The sequence below is a fragment of the Nonomuraea sp. NPDC049725 genome, from assembly GCF_040674795.1.
Taxonomy (GTDB): domain Bacteria; phylum Actinomycetota; class Actinomycetes; order Streptosporangiales; family Streptosporangiaceae; genus Nonomuraea; species Nonomuraea ceibae.
Genome location: NZ_JBFANJ010000005.1, coordinates 524,954 through 540,273 on the forward strand (window position 1 = coordinate 524,954; position 15,320 = coordinate 540,273).

General features: G+C 71.7%; 18 protein-coding genes, 1 tRNA gene and 1 pseudogene. 8 read left to right on the plus strand and 12 right to left on the minus strand.

Going from position 1 to position 15,320, the window contains the following annotated elements; genetic code table 11:
- Window positions 1–43: 43 nt before the first annotated feature.
- Entirely contained in the window at window positions 44–595 is a 552-nt protein-coding gene (locus tag AB0J53_RS16725; protein ID WP_364172788.1) for a TIGR02611 family protein, read from the minus strand.
- Window positions 596–678: 83 nt separating this feature from the next.
- On the opposite strand from AB0J53_RS16725, the gene AB0J53_RS16730 reads away from it, so the two are divergent.
- The 3 genes from AB0J53_RS16730 to AB0J53_RS16740 all read left to right on the plus strand — a co-directional run bounded on the left by AB0J53_RS16730 (window position 679) and on the right by AB0J53_RS16740 (window position 3,232).
- Window positions 679–1,575 (plus strand): aryldialkylphosphatase, encoded by an 897-nt coding sequence (locus AB0J53_RS16730; protein WP_364172791.1) that lies wholly within the window; start codon window positions 679–681, stop codon window positions 1,573–1,575.
- A 119-nt stretch (window positions 1,576–1,694) separates the two neighbouring features.
- Window positions 1,695–2,585 (plus strand): histidine kinase, encoded by an 891-nt coding sequence (locus tag AB0J53_RS16735; protein WP_364172794.1) that lies wholly within the window; start codon window positions 1,695–1,697, stop codon window positions 2,583–2,585.
- Complete coding sequence (locus tag AB0J53_RS16740) at window positions 2,582–3,232, plus strand: response regulator transcription factor (protein ID WP_357586358.1); 651 nt, start codon at window positions 2,582–2,584, stop codon at window positions 3,230–3,232. Before AB0J53_RS16735 ends, AB0J53_RS16740 begins: the two co-directional genes overlap by 4 nt.
- On the opposite strand, the gene secY is transcribed toward AB0J53_RS16740, so the two are convergent.
- The gene (secY, locus tag AB0J53_RS16745; RefSeq protein ID WP_364172799.1) at window positions 3,225–4,514 is read right to left on the minus strand and encodes a preprotein translocase subunit SecY; all 1,290 of its coding nucleotides are present in this window, start codon (window positions 4,512–4,514) and stop codon (window positions 3,225–3,227) included. The genes AB0J53_RS16740 and secY overlap by 8 nt on opposite strands.
- 86 nt (window positions 4,515–4,600) lie before the next feature.
- On the opposite strand from secY, the gene AB0J53_RS16750 reads away from it, so the two are divergent.
- On the plus strand, window positions 4,601–5,185 hold the full coding sequence (locus tag AB0J53_RS16750; protein ID WP_364172802.1) for an ATP-binding protein: 585 nt from the start codon (window positions 4,601–4,603) through the stop codon (window positions 5,183–5,185).
- Here AB0J53_RS16750 and AB0J53_RS16755 read toward each other — a convergent pair.
- Window positions 5,167–5,949, minus strand: coding sequence for a putative hydro-lyase (locus tag AB0J53_RS16755; RefSeq protein ID WP_219501715.1), 783 nt, complete (start codon window positions 5,947–5,949; stop codon window positions 5,167–5,169). The genes AB0J53_RS16750 and AB0J53_RS16755 overlap by 19 nt on opposite strands.
- A gap of 50 nt (window positions 5,950–5,999) precedes the next feature.
- Here AB0J53_RS16755 and AB0J53_RS16760 point away from each other — a divergent pair, with 50 nt between their 5' ends.
- Window positions 6,000–6,308 (plus strand): hypothetical protein, encoded by a 309-nt coding sequence (locus tag AB0J53_RS16760; protein ID WP_364172805.1) that lies wholly within the window; start codon window positions 6,000–6,002, stop codon window positions 6,306–6,308.
- A gap of 184 nt (window positions 6,309–6,492) precedes the next feature.
- Here AB0J53_RS16760 and AB0J53_RS16765 read toward each other — a convergent pair whose 3' ends face one another.
- Window positions 6,493–6,732 carry a hypothetical protein gene (locus tag AB0J53_RS16765; RefSeq protein WP_219501721.1) on the minus strand — a complete coding sequence of 80 codons (240 nt, stop codon included), beginning with the start codon at window positions 6,730–6,732 and terminating at the stop codon, window positions 6,493–6,495.
- The gene (locus tag AB0J53_RS16770) at window positions 6,732–6,956 is read right to left on the minus strand and encodes a DUF6158 family protein (protein WP_049559686.1); all 225 of its coding nucleotides are present in this window, start codon (window positions 6,954–6,956) and stop codon (window positions 6,732–6,734) included. Before AB0J53_RS16770 ends, AB0J53_RS16765 begins: the two co-directional genes overlap by 1 nt.
- A 95-nt stretch (window positions 6,957–7,051) precedes the next feature.
- Between AB0J53_RS16770 and AB0J53_RS16775 the strand changes: the two genes are divergently transcribed.
- From AB0J53_RS16775 to AB0J53_RS16785, 3 genes are all read left to right on the plus strand, one after another.
- The gene (locus AB0J53_RS16775) at window positions 7,052–7,984 is read left to right on the plus strand and encodes a LysR family transcriptional regulator (RefSeq protein WP_219501723.1); all 933 of its coding nucleotides are present in this window, start codon (window positions 7,052–7,054) and stop codon (window positions 7,982–7,984) included.
- Between the two features lie 82 nt (window positions 7,985–8,066).
- Complete coding sequence (locus AB0J53_RS16780; RefSeq protein WP_364172810.1) at window positions 8,067–9,506, plus strand: S1 family peptidase; 1,440 nt, start codon at window positions 8,067–8,069, stop codon at window positions 9,504–9,506.
- A gap of 187 nt (window positions 9,507–9,693) precedes the next feature.
- A tRNA-Ile gene (locus tag AB0J53_RS16785) sits at window positions 9,694–9,767 on the plus strand.
- Between the two features lie 100 nt (window positions 9,768–9,867).
- On the opposite strand, the gene AB0J53_RS16790 is transcribed toward AB0J53_RS16785, so the two are convergent.
- The 7 genes and pseudogenes from AB0J53_RS16790 to AB0J53_RS16820 all read right to left on the minus strand — a co-directional run bounded on the left by AB0J53_RS16790 (window position 9,868) and on the right by AB0J53_RS16820 (window position 15,175).
- On the minus strand, window positions 9,868–10,182 hold the full coding sequence (locus AB0J53_RS16790; protein ID WP_364172935.1) for a hypothetical protein: 315 nt from the start codon (window positions 10,180–10,182) through the stop codon (window positions 9,868–9,870).
- 4 nt (window positions 10,183–10,186) lie between these two features.
- Window positions 10,187–10,294 (minus strand): annotated as a pseudogene (locus AB0J53_RS16795) (hypothetical protein); the annotation flags it as partial.
- Window positions 10,282–10,635, minus strand: a complete 354-nt coding sequence (locus AB0J53_RS16800; RefSeq protein ID WP_364172813.1) for a hypothetical protein — start codon at window positions 10,633–10,635, stop codon at window positions 10,282–10,284. The gene AB0J53_RS16800 and the pseudogene AB0J53_RS16795, both read right to left, overlap by 13 nt.
- Window positions 10,636–10,814: 179 nt before the next feature.
- On the minus strand, window positions 10,815–11,375 hold the full coding sequence (locus AB0J53_RS16805; RefSeq protein ID WP_364172816.1) for an FCD domain-containing protein: 561 nt from the start codon (window positions 11,373–11,375) through the stop codon (window positions 10,815–10,817).
- A complete protein-coding gene (locus AB0J53_RS16810) occupies window positions 11,260–11,517 on the minus strand; it encodes a GntR family transcriptional regulator (protein WP_364172818.1) in 258 nt (85 codons plus the stop codon). The genes AB0J53_RS16805 and AB0J53_RS16810 overlap by 116 nt, the downstream gene beginning before the upstream one ends.
- Before the next feature lie 53 nt (window positions 11,518–11,570).
- On the minus strand, window positions 11,571–13,850 hold the full coding sequence (locus AB0J53_RS16815; protein ID WP_364172821.1) for an alpha-N-acetylglucosaminidase: 2,280 nt from the start codon (window positions 13,848–13,850) through the stop codon (window positions 11,571–11,573).
- 38 nt (window positions 13,851–13,888) lie between these two features.
- The gene (locus tag AB0J53_RS16820; RefSeq protein WP_364172824.1) at window positions 13,889–15,175 is read right to left on the minus strand and encodes an MFS transporter; all 1,287 of its coding nucleotides are present in this window, start codon (window positions 15,173–15,175) and stop codon (window positions 13,889–13,891) included.
- Window positions 15,176–15,320 lie beyond the last annotated feature (145 nt).

The following is a 15,320-nucleotide window of genomic DNA, read 5'->3' on the forward strand; positions in this document are numbered from 1 at the left end:
AGACACCGGGCGGCGCGATCCGGCGGACCGATAGCGAAGCGGTCTAGCGCAGGACGTATTGCCGGGCGAGCTGGACGACGTCGACGCCGATGGTGCGCAGGCCCAGGTAGACGATCGCGGTGGCGGCGATCATGGTGACGAGCGCGACGAGGATCTTGACGGTCCAGCCCTGCCGCTTGTACCACTCGGTCCAGGCGTGCAGCGTGCGCTTGCCGAACTCCAGCACCTTGTGCGCCCAGTGGAACTCGGTGGCCAGCACGGCGAGCCCGGCGAACACCACGAGCCAGCCCGGCCCGGGGAAGGGCACCATGACCAGGCCCCCGCCGACCATGAGCACGCCGATGACGCCGACCACGATCTTGAGGGTGAGCGCTCCGGCGGGGGTCGAGCGGACCCGGTCACGCCAGCCCCGGATGCCGGACCGGTGCGCGGGCATGCTCGACCGGCGCGCCGCCTCGCCCTTGACGATGTCGGCGTCACCCGTTTCGGAATTCTGCGTCGGCACGGTCCCCCCGGACTGGTCGGTGTCGTTCCCAGGATAGGGCCCGGCGTCCGGCCGGGTGTGCCCGAACCCGGAGAACGCAGCAGACGCCACCTAAACGCGATATACAGTAAAATTTCCCGCTTGATCAGGCAACTCCCGACAATCGTCGGATATCGTCTGGTATGCCCGAGGTCATGCTACGCACCGTCACCGGCCCCATCCGCGCGGCCGCCGTCACGGGTGCCATTCTCCCCCACGAGCACCTGCGCACCGACATGCGCTGGGCGGTGGGCATCGACTCCGACCCGCAGCGCTGGCTCGACGAGGAGCAGTCCGTCACCGCCGAGCTCCGCGAGCTGCGCCAGTCCGACGACCTCGGCCTGGTCGTGGACCTGACCTGCCTGGGCATGGGCCGCGACGCCGCCGGGCTCGCCCGCGTCGCGGCGGGCAGCCGGGTGCCCGTGATCGCCGCCACCGGCCTGTTCGCCGAGCCGTTCGCACAGCCGGGCGAGCGGGACGTGGACGAGCTCACCGCCCTGCTCATGACCGACATCTCCGACGGCCTCGACGGCACCGGCGTCTTCCCCGGCGTGATCGGCGAGGTCGGCTGCTGGGGCGCCCGCCCGACGGCCGCCGAGGAGCGCAGCCTGGCCGCCGCCGCCCGCGCGTCGCTGGCCTCCCGCCTGTCGGTGGCCACCTACGGCCAGGACGGCCTGGGCATGCTGGAGATCCTGCTCACCCGCGGCCTGCCGGGCTCGCGCGTGGCCGTCGGCTACGCGGGCGCCGACCCGGCCGTGGCCCGCAAGATCGCCGAGACCGGCGCGTACGTGAGCCTCGGCGCGCTCGGCCTGGGCGCCGAGCAGGCGGCCAGGATCGCGCTCGGCCTCATCGAGGAGGGCCACGCCGGCCGCCTGCTGCTCAGCACCGGCGTGAACCGGGTGGCGCAGCTGCGCCGCTACGACGGCCCCGGTTACCGCACGCTGTTCGGCACGCTGCTGCCCGCGCTGCGCGAGGCCGGGGTGGACGACGGCACACTGCGCGGCATCACGCACGACAACCCGCTGCGCTGGCTGACCGACGGCCTGAGCTGACCGGCCGCGGGCCGGCGCGGCCCGCCCCCGTGCAGGCCGTCTCCCGGCACCGGACGCGCCGCGCCCTGGCCGCCGCGACTGGCTAGGATCGTGGCGACACGAGCCTGGCCGGGTGGGGGATGGTGACGCGGAGACACGAGCACGGCCGTGCGCGCCGGGCGCGCGCGGCGCTGTCCCGGCTGGCGCGGCTGGGCCGGCTCGGCGACGTCCCGGTCGTCGTCATGCTGGCCTGGGCCGGCTGGCTGGCGGTCCCGTGGTCGTTCACCGGCCTCGCGCAGGCGCGCGCCGCCGCCGCTGCCGCCGCCACCCCTCCCCCGCCGCCCGCCTTCCACGACGTACGGCACGCGGCCTCCCCGCCGCCCGCCGATCAGCGCGTACGCGACGCCGCGCCCCCGCTGGAGGTCGCGCCGGCGGCACGGCTGCGCGCGGAGCTGGCCGGGGAGGTGCACGACGCGGCCGGCCACGGGCTGGCGGCGATCGCCATGCAGGCCGGGGTCGCGCTGGTGTCGCTCGACGACGACCCCGAGCAGGCCCGCCGGTCGCTGGAGGCGATCCGCGAGACCAGCACGCGCACGCTCGCCCGGCTCAGGGCCGCCCTCGACCGCATCGACGGCGGCCCGGCTCCCGGCGCGCGGGCCGACGACCTGACGGGGCTGATCGCCGGGGTGCGCGCCGCCGGGCTGCCGGTCGACGTGGAGCTCGCCGATCCCGGCGTCCCGGCCCACCTGCAGGGCGCCGTCTACGGGGTGGTGCGCGAGTCGCTGACCAACGTGCTGCGGCACGCCGGCCCGACCAGGGCGCTGGTGCGGGTGGCCGCCGACCCGTGCGCGTACGTGCTGGAGGTGGCCGACCGGGGCGTGGGCTGGACCGGCGCGGCCGAGGGCCGGGGGCTCGCCGGGATGCGCGCCCGGGTGGCCGACGCGGGCGGCCGGTTCACCGCGGGCCCGCGCGAGGGCGGCGGCTTCCGCGTCGTGGCCCGCTTCCCCCGCGAACAGGTGCCGGCGGCGTGATCCGGGTCGCGGTGGCCGACGACCAGGCCGTGGTGCGGATGGGGCTGCGCGCGCTGGTGCAGCGCGAGCCCGACCTGGAGTTCGCCGGCGAGGCGCCCGACGGCGCGGCGGCGCTGGCGCTGCTGCGGCGCGAGCGCCCCGACGTGCTGCTGCTCGACATCCGGATGCCCGGCATGGACGGCCTCGACACGCTGCGCGCGATCGCCGCCGACGCCGGGCTGGCCGCGACCAGGGTCGTGGTGGTGACGACGTTCGCCGAGGACGCGTACGTGTTCCAGGCGCTTCAGGCGGGCGCGAGCGGGTTCGTGCTGAAGGACGGCGCACCGGAGGAGCTGGTCAACGCGGTGCGCGTGGTGGCGGCGGGCGAGGCGCTGCTGTCCCCGGCGATCACCAGGAAGGTCATCGGCCTGTTCGGCCGGCCCGGCGCGGCCCCGGTGGAGGGCCTGGCGACGCTGACGCCGAGGGAGCGGGAGCTGGTGGCCTGGGTGGCGACCGGCATGTCCAACGAGGAGATCGCCGGCGAGCTGGTGATCAGCCCCGACACGGTCCGCACACACGTCAGCCGGGCCATGGTCAAGCTGCGCGCCCGCGACCGGGCGCAGCTCGTGGTGTTCGCGATGCGGGCCGGGCTGACGCCGCCTACCTGAGGAACCCCTCGTAGGCGCGCTGCTGCACCTGGGCCTCGACCTGTTTGACGGTTTCGAGGCCGACGCTGACCATGATGAGCACGCTGGTGCCGCCGAACGGGAAGTTCTGCTGGGTGGAGGGGTCGCGCAGGATCGCGAACGCCACCAGCGGCACCAGGGCCAGCACCGCCAGGTAGGCGGCCCCGGGCGCGGTCAGCCGGGTCAGCACGTGGGCCAGGTACTCGGCGGTGGCCCGGCCCGGCCGCACCCCCGGGACGAATCCCCCGTACTTCCTGATGTTGTCGGCCACCTCGACGGGATTGAACGTGATGGACACGTAGAAGTAGGCGAATCCCACGACGAGCAGCACGTACACGCTCATGTAGAGCGGGCTGTCGCCCGTGGCGAGGTGGCGTGAGACCCACGCGCCGGCCTCCGGGCCGAGCATCGGCGCGGCGAGGGCGGGCAGGTAGAGCAGCGCCGAGGCGAAGATCACCGGCACGATCCCGGCCTGGTTGACCTTGAGCGGGATGTAGGTGCTGGTCCCGCCGTACAGCCGCCGGCCCACCAGCCGCCTGGCGTACTGCACCGGCACCCGCCGCTGCGCCTGCTCGACGAACACCACGGCCGCCACCACGAACGCCCCCGACACCAGGATCACCGTGAACGCGACGGGGCTCACCAGGAGCACCGTGGACATGTAGCCGGGGAACACGGCGACGACCTGCGTGAACATCAGCAGCGACATGCCGTTGCCGATCCCCCGGGCGGTGATCAGCTCGCCGATCCACATGACCACGCACGTCCCGGCGACCATCGTGACGACGAGCACGGCCACGGCGAGCAGCCCGTCGTCGCGCAGCAGCGGCCTGGCGCAGCCCGGCAGGAGCTGGCCGGAGCGCGCGAGGGCGACGACGGTGGTGGCGTTGAGCACGGCCAGCGCGACGGTCAGGTAGCGGGTGTACTGGGTGATCCGCGCCTGCCCGGACTGTCCCTCCTTGCGCAGCGCCTCCAGCCGGGGCACCACGACGGTGAGCAGCTGCATGACGATGCTCGCGGTGATGTACGGCATCACGCCGAGCGCGAACACCGACAGCCGCAGCATCGCGCCCCCGCTGAGGAGCTGCACCATGTCGAACAGCCCGCCGCGCGCCGCGCCCGCGCACTCCCGCACCGCCAGCACGTCCACGCCCGGCGTCGGCAGCACCTGCCCCAGCCGGAACAGGGCCAGCAGCCCCAGCGTGAACAGCAGCTTCCCGCGCAGTTCCGGCATCCGGAACGCCCTGGTCAAGACCGTCAGCATGGTTCCGAAGTCTGGCCGCGCGCCCCCGTCCCGGTCGTCCGCCCAGCCGCGGCTCCGGCGTACGCGGATCCGCGTACGCTGATCGCGTGCGGGCGACGGTGTGGGTGGTCAGCGGGCCGCCGGGAGCGGGCAAGTCCACGGTGGCGGCGGCGCTGCTCGCGCGCCTGTCCCCCGTCCCGGCCGTCCTGGACAAGGACACGGTGTACGGCGGGATCGTCGCGGAGCTCCTGCGCGCCCACGGCAGGCCGCACGGCGAACGCGAGGGCCCCTGGTACGACGAGCACGTCAAGCACCACGAGTACGACGGCCTGACCAGGACCGCCGCGCACATCCGGGCGCACGGCTGCCCGGTGCTGCTCGACGGGCCGTTCACCGGGCAGGTGCACGACGCCGGGCGGTGGGCGCGCTGGGTGGCCGAGCTGGGCGGCGAGCCGGTGCGGCTGCTGTGGGTGCGCTCCGACGGCCCGACGCTGCGCGCCCGGCTGGCGGCGCGCGGGCTGGCGCGCGACGCGGGCAAGCTCGCCGCGTTCGACGCCTACCTGGCGCGCATCAGGGCCGGCGAGCCACCGGTCGTGCCGCACGTCGAGATCGACAACCGGCCGGGCGCGCCCGCGCTGGACGCCCAGCTCACGGCGGCGGGGCTCCTGGACCCTTACGGGCCCACCCGGTAGTCGTCGTCACGCACGTCCATGATCGCCATGTGGCCGGGCAGGTGGCCGATGGCGAACTCGACGCCGCTCGCCATGATCGCCGCCTGCGGCGTCACCCCGCACGCCCAGAACAGCGGCACCTCGCCCGGCCGCACCTCGGCCGGGTCGCCGAAGTCGGGCCAGCCCAGGTCGGCGATGCCGAGCTCGGCCGGGTCGCCCACGTGCACCGGCGCCCCGTGCACCATCGGGTAGCGTCCGCTCACCTCCACGGCCGTCGCCACCAGCGCCTCCGGCACCGGCCGCATCGAGACCACCAGCGGCCCCGACAGCGACCCCGACGGCTCGCACGGCCGGTTCGTGCGGTACATCGGCACGTTCGTCCCCTGCTCCAGGTGCCGCACCGGGACGCCCTCGGCCAGCAGGGCGCGTTCGAAGGTGAAGCTGCAGCCGATGAGGAACGGCACCAGGTCCGGCCGCCAGTCCTCGACCACCTGGTCCACGTCGGCGACCGGCCGCCCGTCGCGGTAGACCCGGTAGGCGGGCAGGTCGGTGCGCAGGTCGCCGCCGAACAGCCGGGTCCGCACCGAGCCCGGCTCGCCCACGTCCAGCACCGGGCACGCCCGCGCGTTGCGGTGCGCGAACAGCAGCAGCTCGTAGGCCAGCTCCTTCGGCACCGCGATCAGGTTCGCCTGCGTCCAGCCCCGGCACCAGCCCGCCGTCGGGGCCCGCTCGCCCGCGCGGAACCGCTCGCGTGCCCGCCCGGGAGTCAGGTCTGCGACATCCACCCTTCGACAGTACGCGTGAAGTCATGATTTTTCGGGGTAGCGGGCCGGTCGTGCGTCTCGACGTGAACCTCCTCGACCACGTCCTCATCGCCCTGTACTTCGCCCCCGTGCTCGGGATCGGCTTCGCGGCCCGCCGCCGGATCAGCTCCAGCCTGGACTCCTTCCTGGCCGGACGCGGTCTGCCCGCGTGGATCACCGGGCTGGCGTTCGTCTCGGCCAACCTGGGCGAGGACCCCGACGCCACCACGGGCGGCCACCCCCGGGGGTGCGCCCGACCGCACCCAAGTCCTCCCCGACGCCACACTGGGGGCCGCAATCCGCTCGGAGGGCTTGGGCAGGGGATGGCGCCCACCCGGTGAAGGAGGTGGAGGCCCTGGCGCGCCCGCCCGGTGAAGGAGGTGGGGGCTCTGGCGCGCCCGCGGCCGGGCTCGCACCGGAGGAGGGCGCGGCTCTGGGCACGGGTCAGCGCCCCGCCGGCCGCCGGACGGCCCGAGGCGGCGGCCCTGCGCGCCCCCGCTGCGTCAGCAGGCGGGCGCGGGCGCTCTAGTACTCGACCTCGAACGTGTGCGGCCCCAGCCCGTAGCCGTCGTCGCCCTTGGGCAGCACGTGCCCTTGGTCGATCAGCGTGCGCAGGCTGTCGCGCACCTCGTCCTCCTCCAGCCCGGTCGCCCGGACGAGCGAGCCGAAGCCGGCCCAGCCGTGCTCGACGGCTTCGGCGGCGATCGCCTCGTACACGTGGATGTCCACGTCCGAGAGGACCTGGACGTCATGATCGTCAGCCATCACCGCAACCTCGCCCCCTCGCGCAGCCGGTTCGGGTCGACGTCGCGCTCGGGGAAGCGGCGGAGGTACTCGGCCTCCATCTCGTTGGTGCGTGAGGTGTGCCGGTCAAGGGCGTCGTCAGAGCCGTGCATGAGTGTCTCGGTCCGGGTCGCGTGCAGTTGCCGCAGCTCGCGCAGCAGATCGTCGTCGCTGAGGGCTGCCGGGTCGATTCCCATCGTCGTCATGCGCTCCCCCTACCCCGGAAGCGCGCAACAATATATGTCACAATTCCTGACATATAGGCATTGTCCCGGAGATTGGACCGCCTTACCTTCCGGGTATGGACCTCGAGCTCCGGCACCTCAGAATCGTCCGCGCGGTAGCGGACGCGGGAAGTGTCAGCAAGGCCGCCTCCCTGCTCGGGTTAGCGCAGCCTGCTCTGACCGCCCAGCTGAAACGTATCGAGCGCATGCTCGGCGGCGCGCTGTTCGAGCGCGACCGTCACGGCGCCCGCCCCACCCGGCTCGGCGAGCTGGTGCTCGCCCGCGCCCGGGTGCTCCTGCCCGCCGCCAAGGAACTCCAGGAGGAGGCCGTACGGTTCGCGCACGCCCCCTCCCCCGGCTACCGGATCGGCGCGACGAACGGCCCCGTGCTCGGCGGGCTGGTCGACCGGCTCGCCGCCGAACGGAGCGTGACCACGTACACGAGCTGGTCGACCCACGAGCTCACCACGATGGTCGAGCTCGGCCGCCTCGACTACGTGCTCACCGGCGCGTGCGGCGAGGGCGGCGCCCCCACCGGCACGCTGGTGTGGGAGACGATCAGCCTCGACCCCGTCTTCGTGCTCATGGCCGACACCCACCCGCTGGCCAGGGAGAAGGAGGTGGAGCTCGGCGACCTGGCCGAGGAGCAGTGGGCCGCGACGCCCGGTGACGGCTGCTTCACCGACTGCTTCGCGACGGCGTGCGCGCGGGCGGGGTTCACGCCGCGCACGATGTACGAGACGGACCTCGCCACCTGCGCGCACCTGGCCCAGGTAGGGCGGGCGGTGGTGCTCTGTCAAGCCACTCATCAGGCCGCGCCCGGTCTGGTCGTGGTGCCGCTGAAGAACGCGCCGCTGCGCTGGCGGCAGCTCCTCGGCCGGCATCCCGGCGCCGCCGACGCGCCCTGGGTGATGGTGCAGGCCAAACAGGCCCACCAGGAGGCCGTACGACGCAGCATCGTCTATCACGACTGGCTGGTACGAAATCCGGGTTTCGGCACCGCACCATAACATCGCGATAGGGGCGAAGTAGTACTCCTCGCTCAGTGGGCGGCTGGTTACTTTAACGGCACCCCAGCAGCAAGGAGACATCATGCTCCGCACTCCTGCCATCATCGCGATCGCGATCGGCGCGTTACTCGTGACGGCGACCCCGGCCGTCGCCGAGAAGCCACCCTCTGGCGTCGTCGACGCCATCCAGCGCGACCTCGGCATCACCCAGGAACAGGCGATCAACCGCCTGGCCAACGAGGCGCGCGGCAACAGGGCCGCCCCCGGCCTGCGCAAGAAGCTCGGCGACCGCTTCGCCGGGATCTGGTACGAAGGCGCCGAGAGCGCCCTCGTCGTGGCCACCGTCGACGCGGCCGACACCGCGGCGATCACCCGCGCCGGCGCGCGGGCCCGAGTCGTGCCCAGAACCCTGGCCGACCTCACCGCCGTCAAGGAGCGCCTGGACAAGGCCGCGCCGCCCGCGACCGTGCACGCCTGGTCGGTCTCCGTCACCGACAACTCCGTCGTCGTCTGGGCCGCCGACCACGACGCCGCCCGCGCCTGGATGGCCACCGCCGGCGTGGACGCCAAGGCCGTCAAGCTGGAGCAGTCCGCCGAACGGGCCAAGCTCTTCTACGACATCCGCGGCGGCGACGCCTACTACACCGGCCCCTACCGCTGCTCGGTCGGCTTCGCGGCCCGGCGCGGCACCCAGATGGGCTACACCACCGCCGGCCACTGCGGCTCCACCGGCGACGCCACCCAGGGCCACAACCGGGTGGCGCAGGGCACGTTCCAGATCTCCTCGTTCCCGGGCAACGACTACGCCTGGGTCCAGACGAACGCCGACTGGACCGGCCCCGGCGTCGTCAACGGCTACTCGGCCGGCATCCTGCCCGTGCGCGGCGCGGCCGTCACCCAGCCCGGCGGCTCCGTGTGCCGCTCCGGCTCCACCACCCAGTGGCACTGCGGCACCGTCACCGCGCTCAACTCCACCGTGAACTACCCCGAGGGCACCGTCTCCGGCCTCACCCGCACCACCGTCTGCGCCGAAGGCGGCGACTCCGGCGGCTCGTTCATCTCCGGCGACCAGGCCCAGGGCATGACCTCCGGCGGCTCCGGCAACTGCACCAGCGGCGGCACCACGTACTTCCAGCCCATCGGGGAGATCATCTCGGTCGGCAACCTGACGCTGGTCACGAGCGGCGGCAACGACCCCGACCCGCCCACCGGCTGCGACGGCTACGAGGACACCTACACCGGCTCCCTCACCTCCAGCCAGAACGCCTACCAGCCCGACGGCTCCTACTACCGCACCACCACCTCGGGCACCCACGCGGCCTGCCTGGACGCCCCTGACAGCGCCGACTTCGACCTGTACCTCCAGCGCTGGAGCGGCTCCGCCTGGAGCACCGTGGCCAGGAGCGACAGCCCGAACGCCGACGAGTCCATCAGCTACAACGGCAGCGCCGGCTACTACCGCTACCGCGTCCACGCCTACAGCGGCTCCGGCTCCTACACCCTCGGCCTGAACCGCCCGTAACCCTGCTTCCCTCGGGCCGGGGAGCCCCGCGCTCCCCGGCCCTCCCACGCCCGAGGGTTTTATCCACTGTGATCCGACTTGGGCTCCATTCCGCCTGCCGGTCGTGGAATGATGTCCGAGGCAGCCGCGCGCACCGCCGGAAGCCACGGCGTCATGCTCTAGCCTTGAGGCCGTACAAATGAATCCAGGGGCGGTAGCTCAGCCGGTCAGAGCATCGGACTCATAATCCGTGGGTCGTGGGTTCAAGTCCCACCCGCCCTACTCACCAATACCGCGTTCGACCTGGGCTTTCTCGGTTTCCTGGAGCCCCGTGGCACCTTGTTGATCATGATTGGTTGCTCGGGGCACATCGGTAGATCGTTCAAGCGGCCAATCCCAACACAGGCTTCACAGAGGAACACGAGAACAAAGCGCCGCCGAGCTCGCCATTGCTTGCGACGCCCGACACTGCCTCAAGCACGGATCGGACCGCATCGCAGTGCGCCTGCCGAAAAATGCTTCCGTGCAGGTCAAGCGGCCTGGGAGTATTCGTAAAGGATTCCGCCGAGTCGATGTGTCGGCGGATGTTCAGATCGAGGATGCGCGCCGGTTTGGTGATCGGGGTCGGGTGCGGCGCGGAGTGGGGCGGCTTGGTCGAGAGCTTGATGAGCGCGATGCTCGTTGCAGAGACGTTCATACTCGCCGAGAGCGTGGCGTAGATGGCGTTCGTTCCAGAGCAGGCAGCGGTCCAGGAGTTCGCGGCGGCAGCTCCGCACCCACCGCTCCATGATGGAGTTCATCCGCGGCATCCGAGTGCCGGTGAGCACAGTCTGGATACCGGTTCGGCGAGAATCTCATCCATGAGAGCGGGGAACGTGCCGTCTCGGTCGCGAATCAGGAGCCGTGCCCGGCAGGTCCGGGCATGCTGCCGTTTCACGATCTCGCGGTGCCAGCGCAGGATGGTGTCCGGGCGGACGACAAGCCGGAGCCGGCGCAAGACTGCGCGGGGAAGCGAGGTCAGGAGAGTCTCCAGGAAGAAGCGGTCTTCGGGGGTGAACCTGACCCGCACACCCGCGCCGAGCTGCCGTTCCAAGACCATGATCTGATGACGCAGCGCGAGAATCTCGACGTCCTTGTCACGATCACTCATCGGCAGTAGCCGTAGCGCGGCGAATGCGTTCGTGACGGTCAGACAGGCCAGACGAAGAAGCGTGAACGATCATCATGCCGCACCCAGCAGCCTCCCCGGACGGGATTTTCGGCAGGCTACACACCCGCCTTGTGGGCATTCGCGCAACCTATTGCCCTACTGTCTTGTAGGACAATACGTCAGGCGCCGAGCGGCCCGGTGGTCCTCGCGTGGCCGATGGCGAGGATGCCATCGCGCGTCTTGAGCAGGTGGGCGCGCATGAGCCGGTCCGCGTGGTCCTCCTCGCCGAGGAGGATCGCGTTGCCGATGTCGCGATGGAACCGGGCGGAGCCGGCCACCGAGAGCTCGTGGTCGGGAGCGGCGGCCCGGATGACCCGGGTCGTCTGCAGGTGGTAGGCCATGACGTGCAACTGGCCGCCCAGACGGCTCAGGACCTCGTTGTCGGCGAGGTCGAGCACCAGGTGGTGGAAGCGCTCGTTCACGTCCATGTAGCCGGCCGGCTCGCCGCCCTGGAGGAACGTGGCGTTCTCCCGCAGCACCTCCCGCAGCACGGCCTCCTGCTCGCCCTGGCCGATGCGGCGGGCCGCGAGCGCCGCCGCGTGGCCCTCGATAGCGGCTCGCGCGTCATAAGATCGATGATGTCCTTTGTGTGCAGCCGCCGGACGACGGCGCCGCGCTTCGGCTCGACGACGACAGCCCCTCGCTGGCCAGCCGCCCCAGCGCCTCTCGCAGAGGGCCACGGCTCACGCCCAGTTCCTGTGTCCAGTCGTCCTCGATCAGGCGCTGGCCGCCGACGAGCTGACCACGCTTGATGCGCTCGCGAAGCTCGCCGGCGATGCGCTCGACGACCGACGACCCGCTCTCGGACACGACCCTGGGCATGGGTGAATCATGGCAGTGTTCGACTCGATCGTCCGACAAGAGTGTCGGTCACTTCACCCGGTTTCCGGCCGCGTGAACCGAGTCTGCCGCAACGCGGCCTCGACGCGTTCGGCGAAGCCGAGCACGGCGGTCGCCGCGGAGACGGGGTCGCCGGACGCAACCGCCGCGAACTCGACGTCCGGCTCCACCCAGTCCGCCGCGAAGCGGTACCAGTCCACCGGCGTGGTCGGTTCCGCGGTCAGCGCCTTGCGCACCTCGGCGAACCACCGCTCCCAGCGCGAGCGGAAGTAGCCGCCCACCAGACCCGCCCAGCTCCGGGTGGCGTATTCGGTCAGCACGAACGAATCCTCGTAACCCCAGCTCGTGAGGAGCCGTTTGGCCTCGGTCGCCAGCCGCACGGATTCGTCCGGCGAGCCTCCCCACCGTCTCGCGTCGGCGACCCAGCGCCCGAGCAGGAAGTTCTCGTCGGTTGAGAGGACCGCGTCCTGGACGTCGACGCCGTCGAGGAAGAGCGCCACCAGGCGGTCGTACTGGTCCAGGTCCTTCGCGTCGGCGGCCTCGGCGAGGGCCGGAAGGACGCGTCGCGCCTCGTCATCGACCACCTGACGAGCGAGGTCGACGAGATCGAACCGGAATCCGGGCGTCAGCTCGACGGGAGCGCCGGACAACATCAGACGCAACGCGGGCACCAGCGCTCCGGCCGGATACCCGAGTGCTCGCGGACCCACCGTGCTCGCCTGGTTGGCGCGCAGGCTCGGGACGGCCGCGATCACCGAGTCGGTGCCCGCGTAGAACTCGAACTCGATGCCGTCGATCGCTCCGGCGACCTCGTTGTCGCTCATCGGAAACCACGACCCGGTGGGAGCCGCGTGGGCGGCGGCGTCGACGGCCGTGCCGGACAACGCCGTGCTCCACTCCGCGGGCGCGGGAGCCGGGCCGGCGCCCCGCCACGACGCGTACGCGGTGGCCAGCAGGATCCGCCAGGCTTCGCGCAGCTCCGGGTGCGCGGTGCCGTACCGGGCCGCCGTCCACGACGCCAGCCAGCCGTCCAGCTCGATCCGGTCGCGCTGCCACGCCACATCGTGGAAGAGGTCCCAGACGACCGGATTGTTCCCGACGCCTTCCGCCATGTTCGCGAGCCCCGTCAACCGCCGCGTACCCGCCCTGCCGAGCTTCGCGGGGGTTTCCGCGATCGCCGCCAGGTCGCCGTACAGCGACGTCCGGCCGCCGTAGTTGGGCAGGATCCCGTACACCCACGGGGTGTCGTCGAACGCGTCGAGCCGCTCCCAGGATTCGCCGGTCAGGTCGATCACGAGGAGATGCTCGCGGTCAACGGCGTCGAGCAGTTCGCGGCGCGGGTTCCCGACCCACGCCTGCAGGACCCAGGTGTAGGCGGGGTCGGCCCGCCGCATTCCCGCCTCGACGCCGCGGGCGGCCTCGGCCAGCGGCACGCCGCCGGACTTGCCGCCCTCGTGGAGCAGGTCGACGGCCCACATGCCGCCCGCGTCGAAGAGGCGGCGCTGCTCGGCGTAGAACGCGTCCGCGACGGCGTCGTAGTGCGGCGTGTCGCAGGCCAGCCAGTCCGGGCGTTCTGGGCCGGCCATGTCGAGGAACCACTTGCCCTGCGGGATCGTACGGGCACCGGGATTCCGCTCGGCGAACCCGCGCGGCACCGTCCCGCTGAAACCGGGCAGGACCGCCCGCATTCCCAGCTCGCGCATGCGGCCCAGCACCTGGCGGGCGAGCTCGGCACGGCGTTCGATGAGGTCGAGACTCGTTCCATCGCCGAAGTGCTCGATGTTGTTGAGCCACTGCCATGGCTGGTGGGACGGCGGGGCGATCCAGGCGAGCAGTTCGTCCTGCCGGTAGCCGAATCGCTGGAAGGTGCTGAGCCACACCGCCTCCTGCCCGAGGGTGAGCTGCACGGTGTTGACTCCGCTCGCCGCGAGCAGGTCCAGTTCCCGCTGCCACTGGTCCCAGTCGAAGTACGGCGTCGTGTACCCGCCGACCGTGATGTTGTGCGCGAGGCGGATGGGGTATCCGCACCTCATCTCGATCGGCGCTCCTTCGATGAGTTCACCCGAGATGGGCCGGACGCCGAAACGCGACACGCTGCCGAGACCCGTCCGCCGGGCGTACGCGGCGTAGGCCGACACCGCTGCCACGACGTCGCTCGCGCGGATCCGCAGGCGGCCCCCGGAGGCGTCGACGGCGAAGGCCGAGTGATCTTCAGGGACCGTCATCGGCGAGATCACGATACGGTCGGCCGGCAGCCCGCTGAGGCGGGAGATCGCGGCGACCGCGGCCGTGAACGAGACGCTGTCCGTTGACATGAAGTTCCATCCTCCTGGTACGTCAGGGGCCGGGGCGATCATTTGTCCACGCGCTGGGGTCTGACCCGGAGCACCGTGAGTGATCCGAGGAACGCGAACACGCCGCCCACGACGAAGAGCGCGGGATAGCCGCCGAGCCTCTCCACCGCCAGCGCGGCGGCGAACGGCGCGATGACCTGGGGCGCGGTGAGAGCGATGTGGAAGACACCCAGGTCACGACCGGCGTCGCCGGTCTTGGGCAGCACGAGGGTCGCGAGGGAGAGGTCCACGCCGAGGAACGCGCCAAGGGCGAATCCGCTCAGCCCGGCCTGGACGAGGAACATGGTCCAGCTCGGCGAGAACAGGGGCAGGACGATCGAGGACGTGAGGAGCAGGGACGAGATCAGCACGAAGCCCCGGTGCCGGCCCAGCCGATCCACGAGCGGTCCGGCGATCAGGGTGCCGATGGTGAGGAACACGATGCTGGTCGTCTGCGCCGTCGCCACCGCGGCGGTGGGCGTGAGCGCCGCCGGCAGCTCGACGTAGTCCTGAAGGATGTACAGGCCGAAGCCGAAGACGATGTAATAGCCCATGTAGATGACGGCGCGGGAGACGAACACCCAGCGATAGTCGCGATCACGCAGACTGCTGAACATCGCCATGAACTGCCGCCCGATGGGCGTCCGCTCAAGCCGCGGATCGTCCAGCGCCGTGCTGGAGCGGTCGCGGACGAGTATCGCGGAGATGACGGACGCGATCAGAAAGAGGCCGCCGAGGAGCGCGTAAGCGACCATGGGCGAGCCGGCCAGCGCCGCACCCAGTTGAACGCCGATGACGCCGCCCACGGGGATGCCGACGCCCTGCACGGTGCTGGCGAGTCCGTGCCGCCTCGGCGGAACGCCCTCCGGGATCGTGGCCAGGATGATGTTGAGGCCGATGTTGATCGTGGCCTGGATCAGGAAGGAGCCGATCACCAGGCCGGTCACGGTGGAGACCGCTCCGGTGAGTACGAGCGCGGCCGCGGTCGTGACGCCGCCGGCGAGGATCCACGGCGATCGGCGGCCCCAGCGGGTTCGCGTACGGTCCGACATCAGTCCCACCAGCGGCGGTATGCCGAACGAGGCGATCGCGCTCACGCTGGTGACGAGGGCCAGGGTGGCGACGGCATCATCGCCGGCGGCGGACCTCACCTGCGTGGGCAGGAGCACGGTGAGGGCGGCGTTGTTGGCGGCGTAACCGAAGACGTTTACGAGGAACATCGCGGTGAGGAGCGGCGCGATGCGTCTCAGGGGCGCCGGGGCGGCGGCGGTCTCGGTTCCGCTTCCTGTTGCGGGATAGACAGTCATGGGGGGTCCTCTGTTCTCACGTCACGGCTCTGAGACGGGCGATGCCGATGAGGCCCGCCGATCAGACGTGTGTTCGCTCACCGGCGGTTGATCGCTTTCAGGCGATCGAGCACGGCGCGCTCACAGGAGGTGAGCATTGGCGCTG

What these genes read in the sequence shown, in the direction of transcription:
- AB0J53_RS16730 (WP_364172791.1), top strand. Translation starts at nt 679, where the DNA reads ATGCTACGCACCGTCACCGGCCCCATCCGCGCGGCCGCCGTCACGGGT.
- AB0J53_RS16735 (WP_364172794.1), top strand. Translation starts at nt 1,695, where the DNA reads ATGGTGACGCGGAGACACGAGCACGGCCGTGCGCGCCGGGCGCGCGCG.
- secY (WP_364172799.1), bottom strand. Translation starts at nt 4,514, where the DNA reads ATGCTGACGGTCTTGACCAGGGCGTTCCGGATGCCGGAACTGCGCGGG.
- AB0J53_RS16765 (WP_219501721.1), bottom strand. Translation starts at nt 6,732, where the DNA reads ATGGCTGACGATCATGACGTCCAGGTCCTCTCGGACGTGGACATCCAC.
- AB0J53_RS16770 (WP_049559686.1), bottom strand. Translation starts at nt 6,956, where the DNA reads ATGACGACGATGGGAATCGACCCGGCAGCCCTCAGCGACGACGATCTG.
- AB0J53_RS16775 (WP_219501723.1), top strand. Translation starts at nt 7,052, where the DNA reads ATGGACCTCGAGCTCCGGCACCTCAGAATCGTCCGCGCGGTAGCGGAC.
- AB0J53_RS16780 (WP_364172810.1), top strand. Translation starts at nt 8,067, where the DNA reads ATGCTCCGCACTCCTGCCATCATCGCGATCGCGATCGGCGCGTTACTC.
- AB0J53_RS16790 (WP_364172935.1), bottom strand. Translation starts at nt 10,182, where the DNA reads ATGAACGTCTCTGCAACGAGCATCGCGCTCATCAAGCTCTCGACCAAG.
- AB0J53_RS16800 (WP_364172813.1), bottom strand. Translation starts at nt 10,635, where the DNA reads ATGAGTGATCGTGACAAGGACGTCGAGATTCTCGCGCTGCGTCATCAG.
- AB0J53_RS16810 (WP_364172818.1), bottom strand. Translation starts at nt 11,517, where the DNA reads ATGCCCAGGGTCGTGTCCGAGAGCGGGTCGTCGGTCGTCGAGCGCATC.
- AB0J53_RS16815 (WP_364172821.1), bottom strand. Translation starts at nt 13,850, where the DNA reads ATGTCAACGGACAGCGTCTCGTTCACGGCCGCGGTCGCCGCGATCTCC.
- AB0J53_RS16820 (WP_364172824.1), bottom strand. Translation starts at nt 15,175, where the DNA reads ATGACTGTCTATCCCGCAACAGGAAGCGGAACCGAGACCGCCGCCGCC.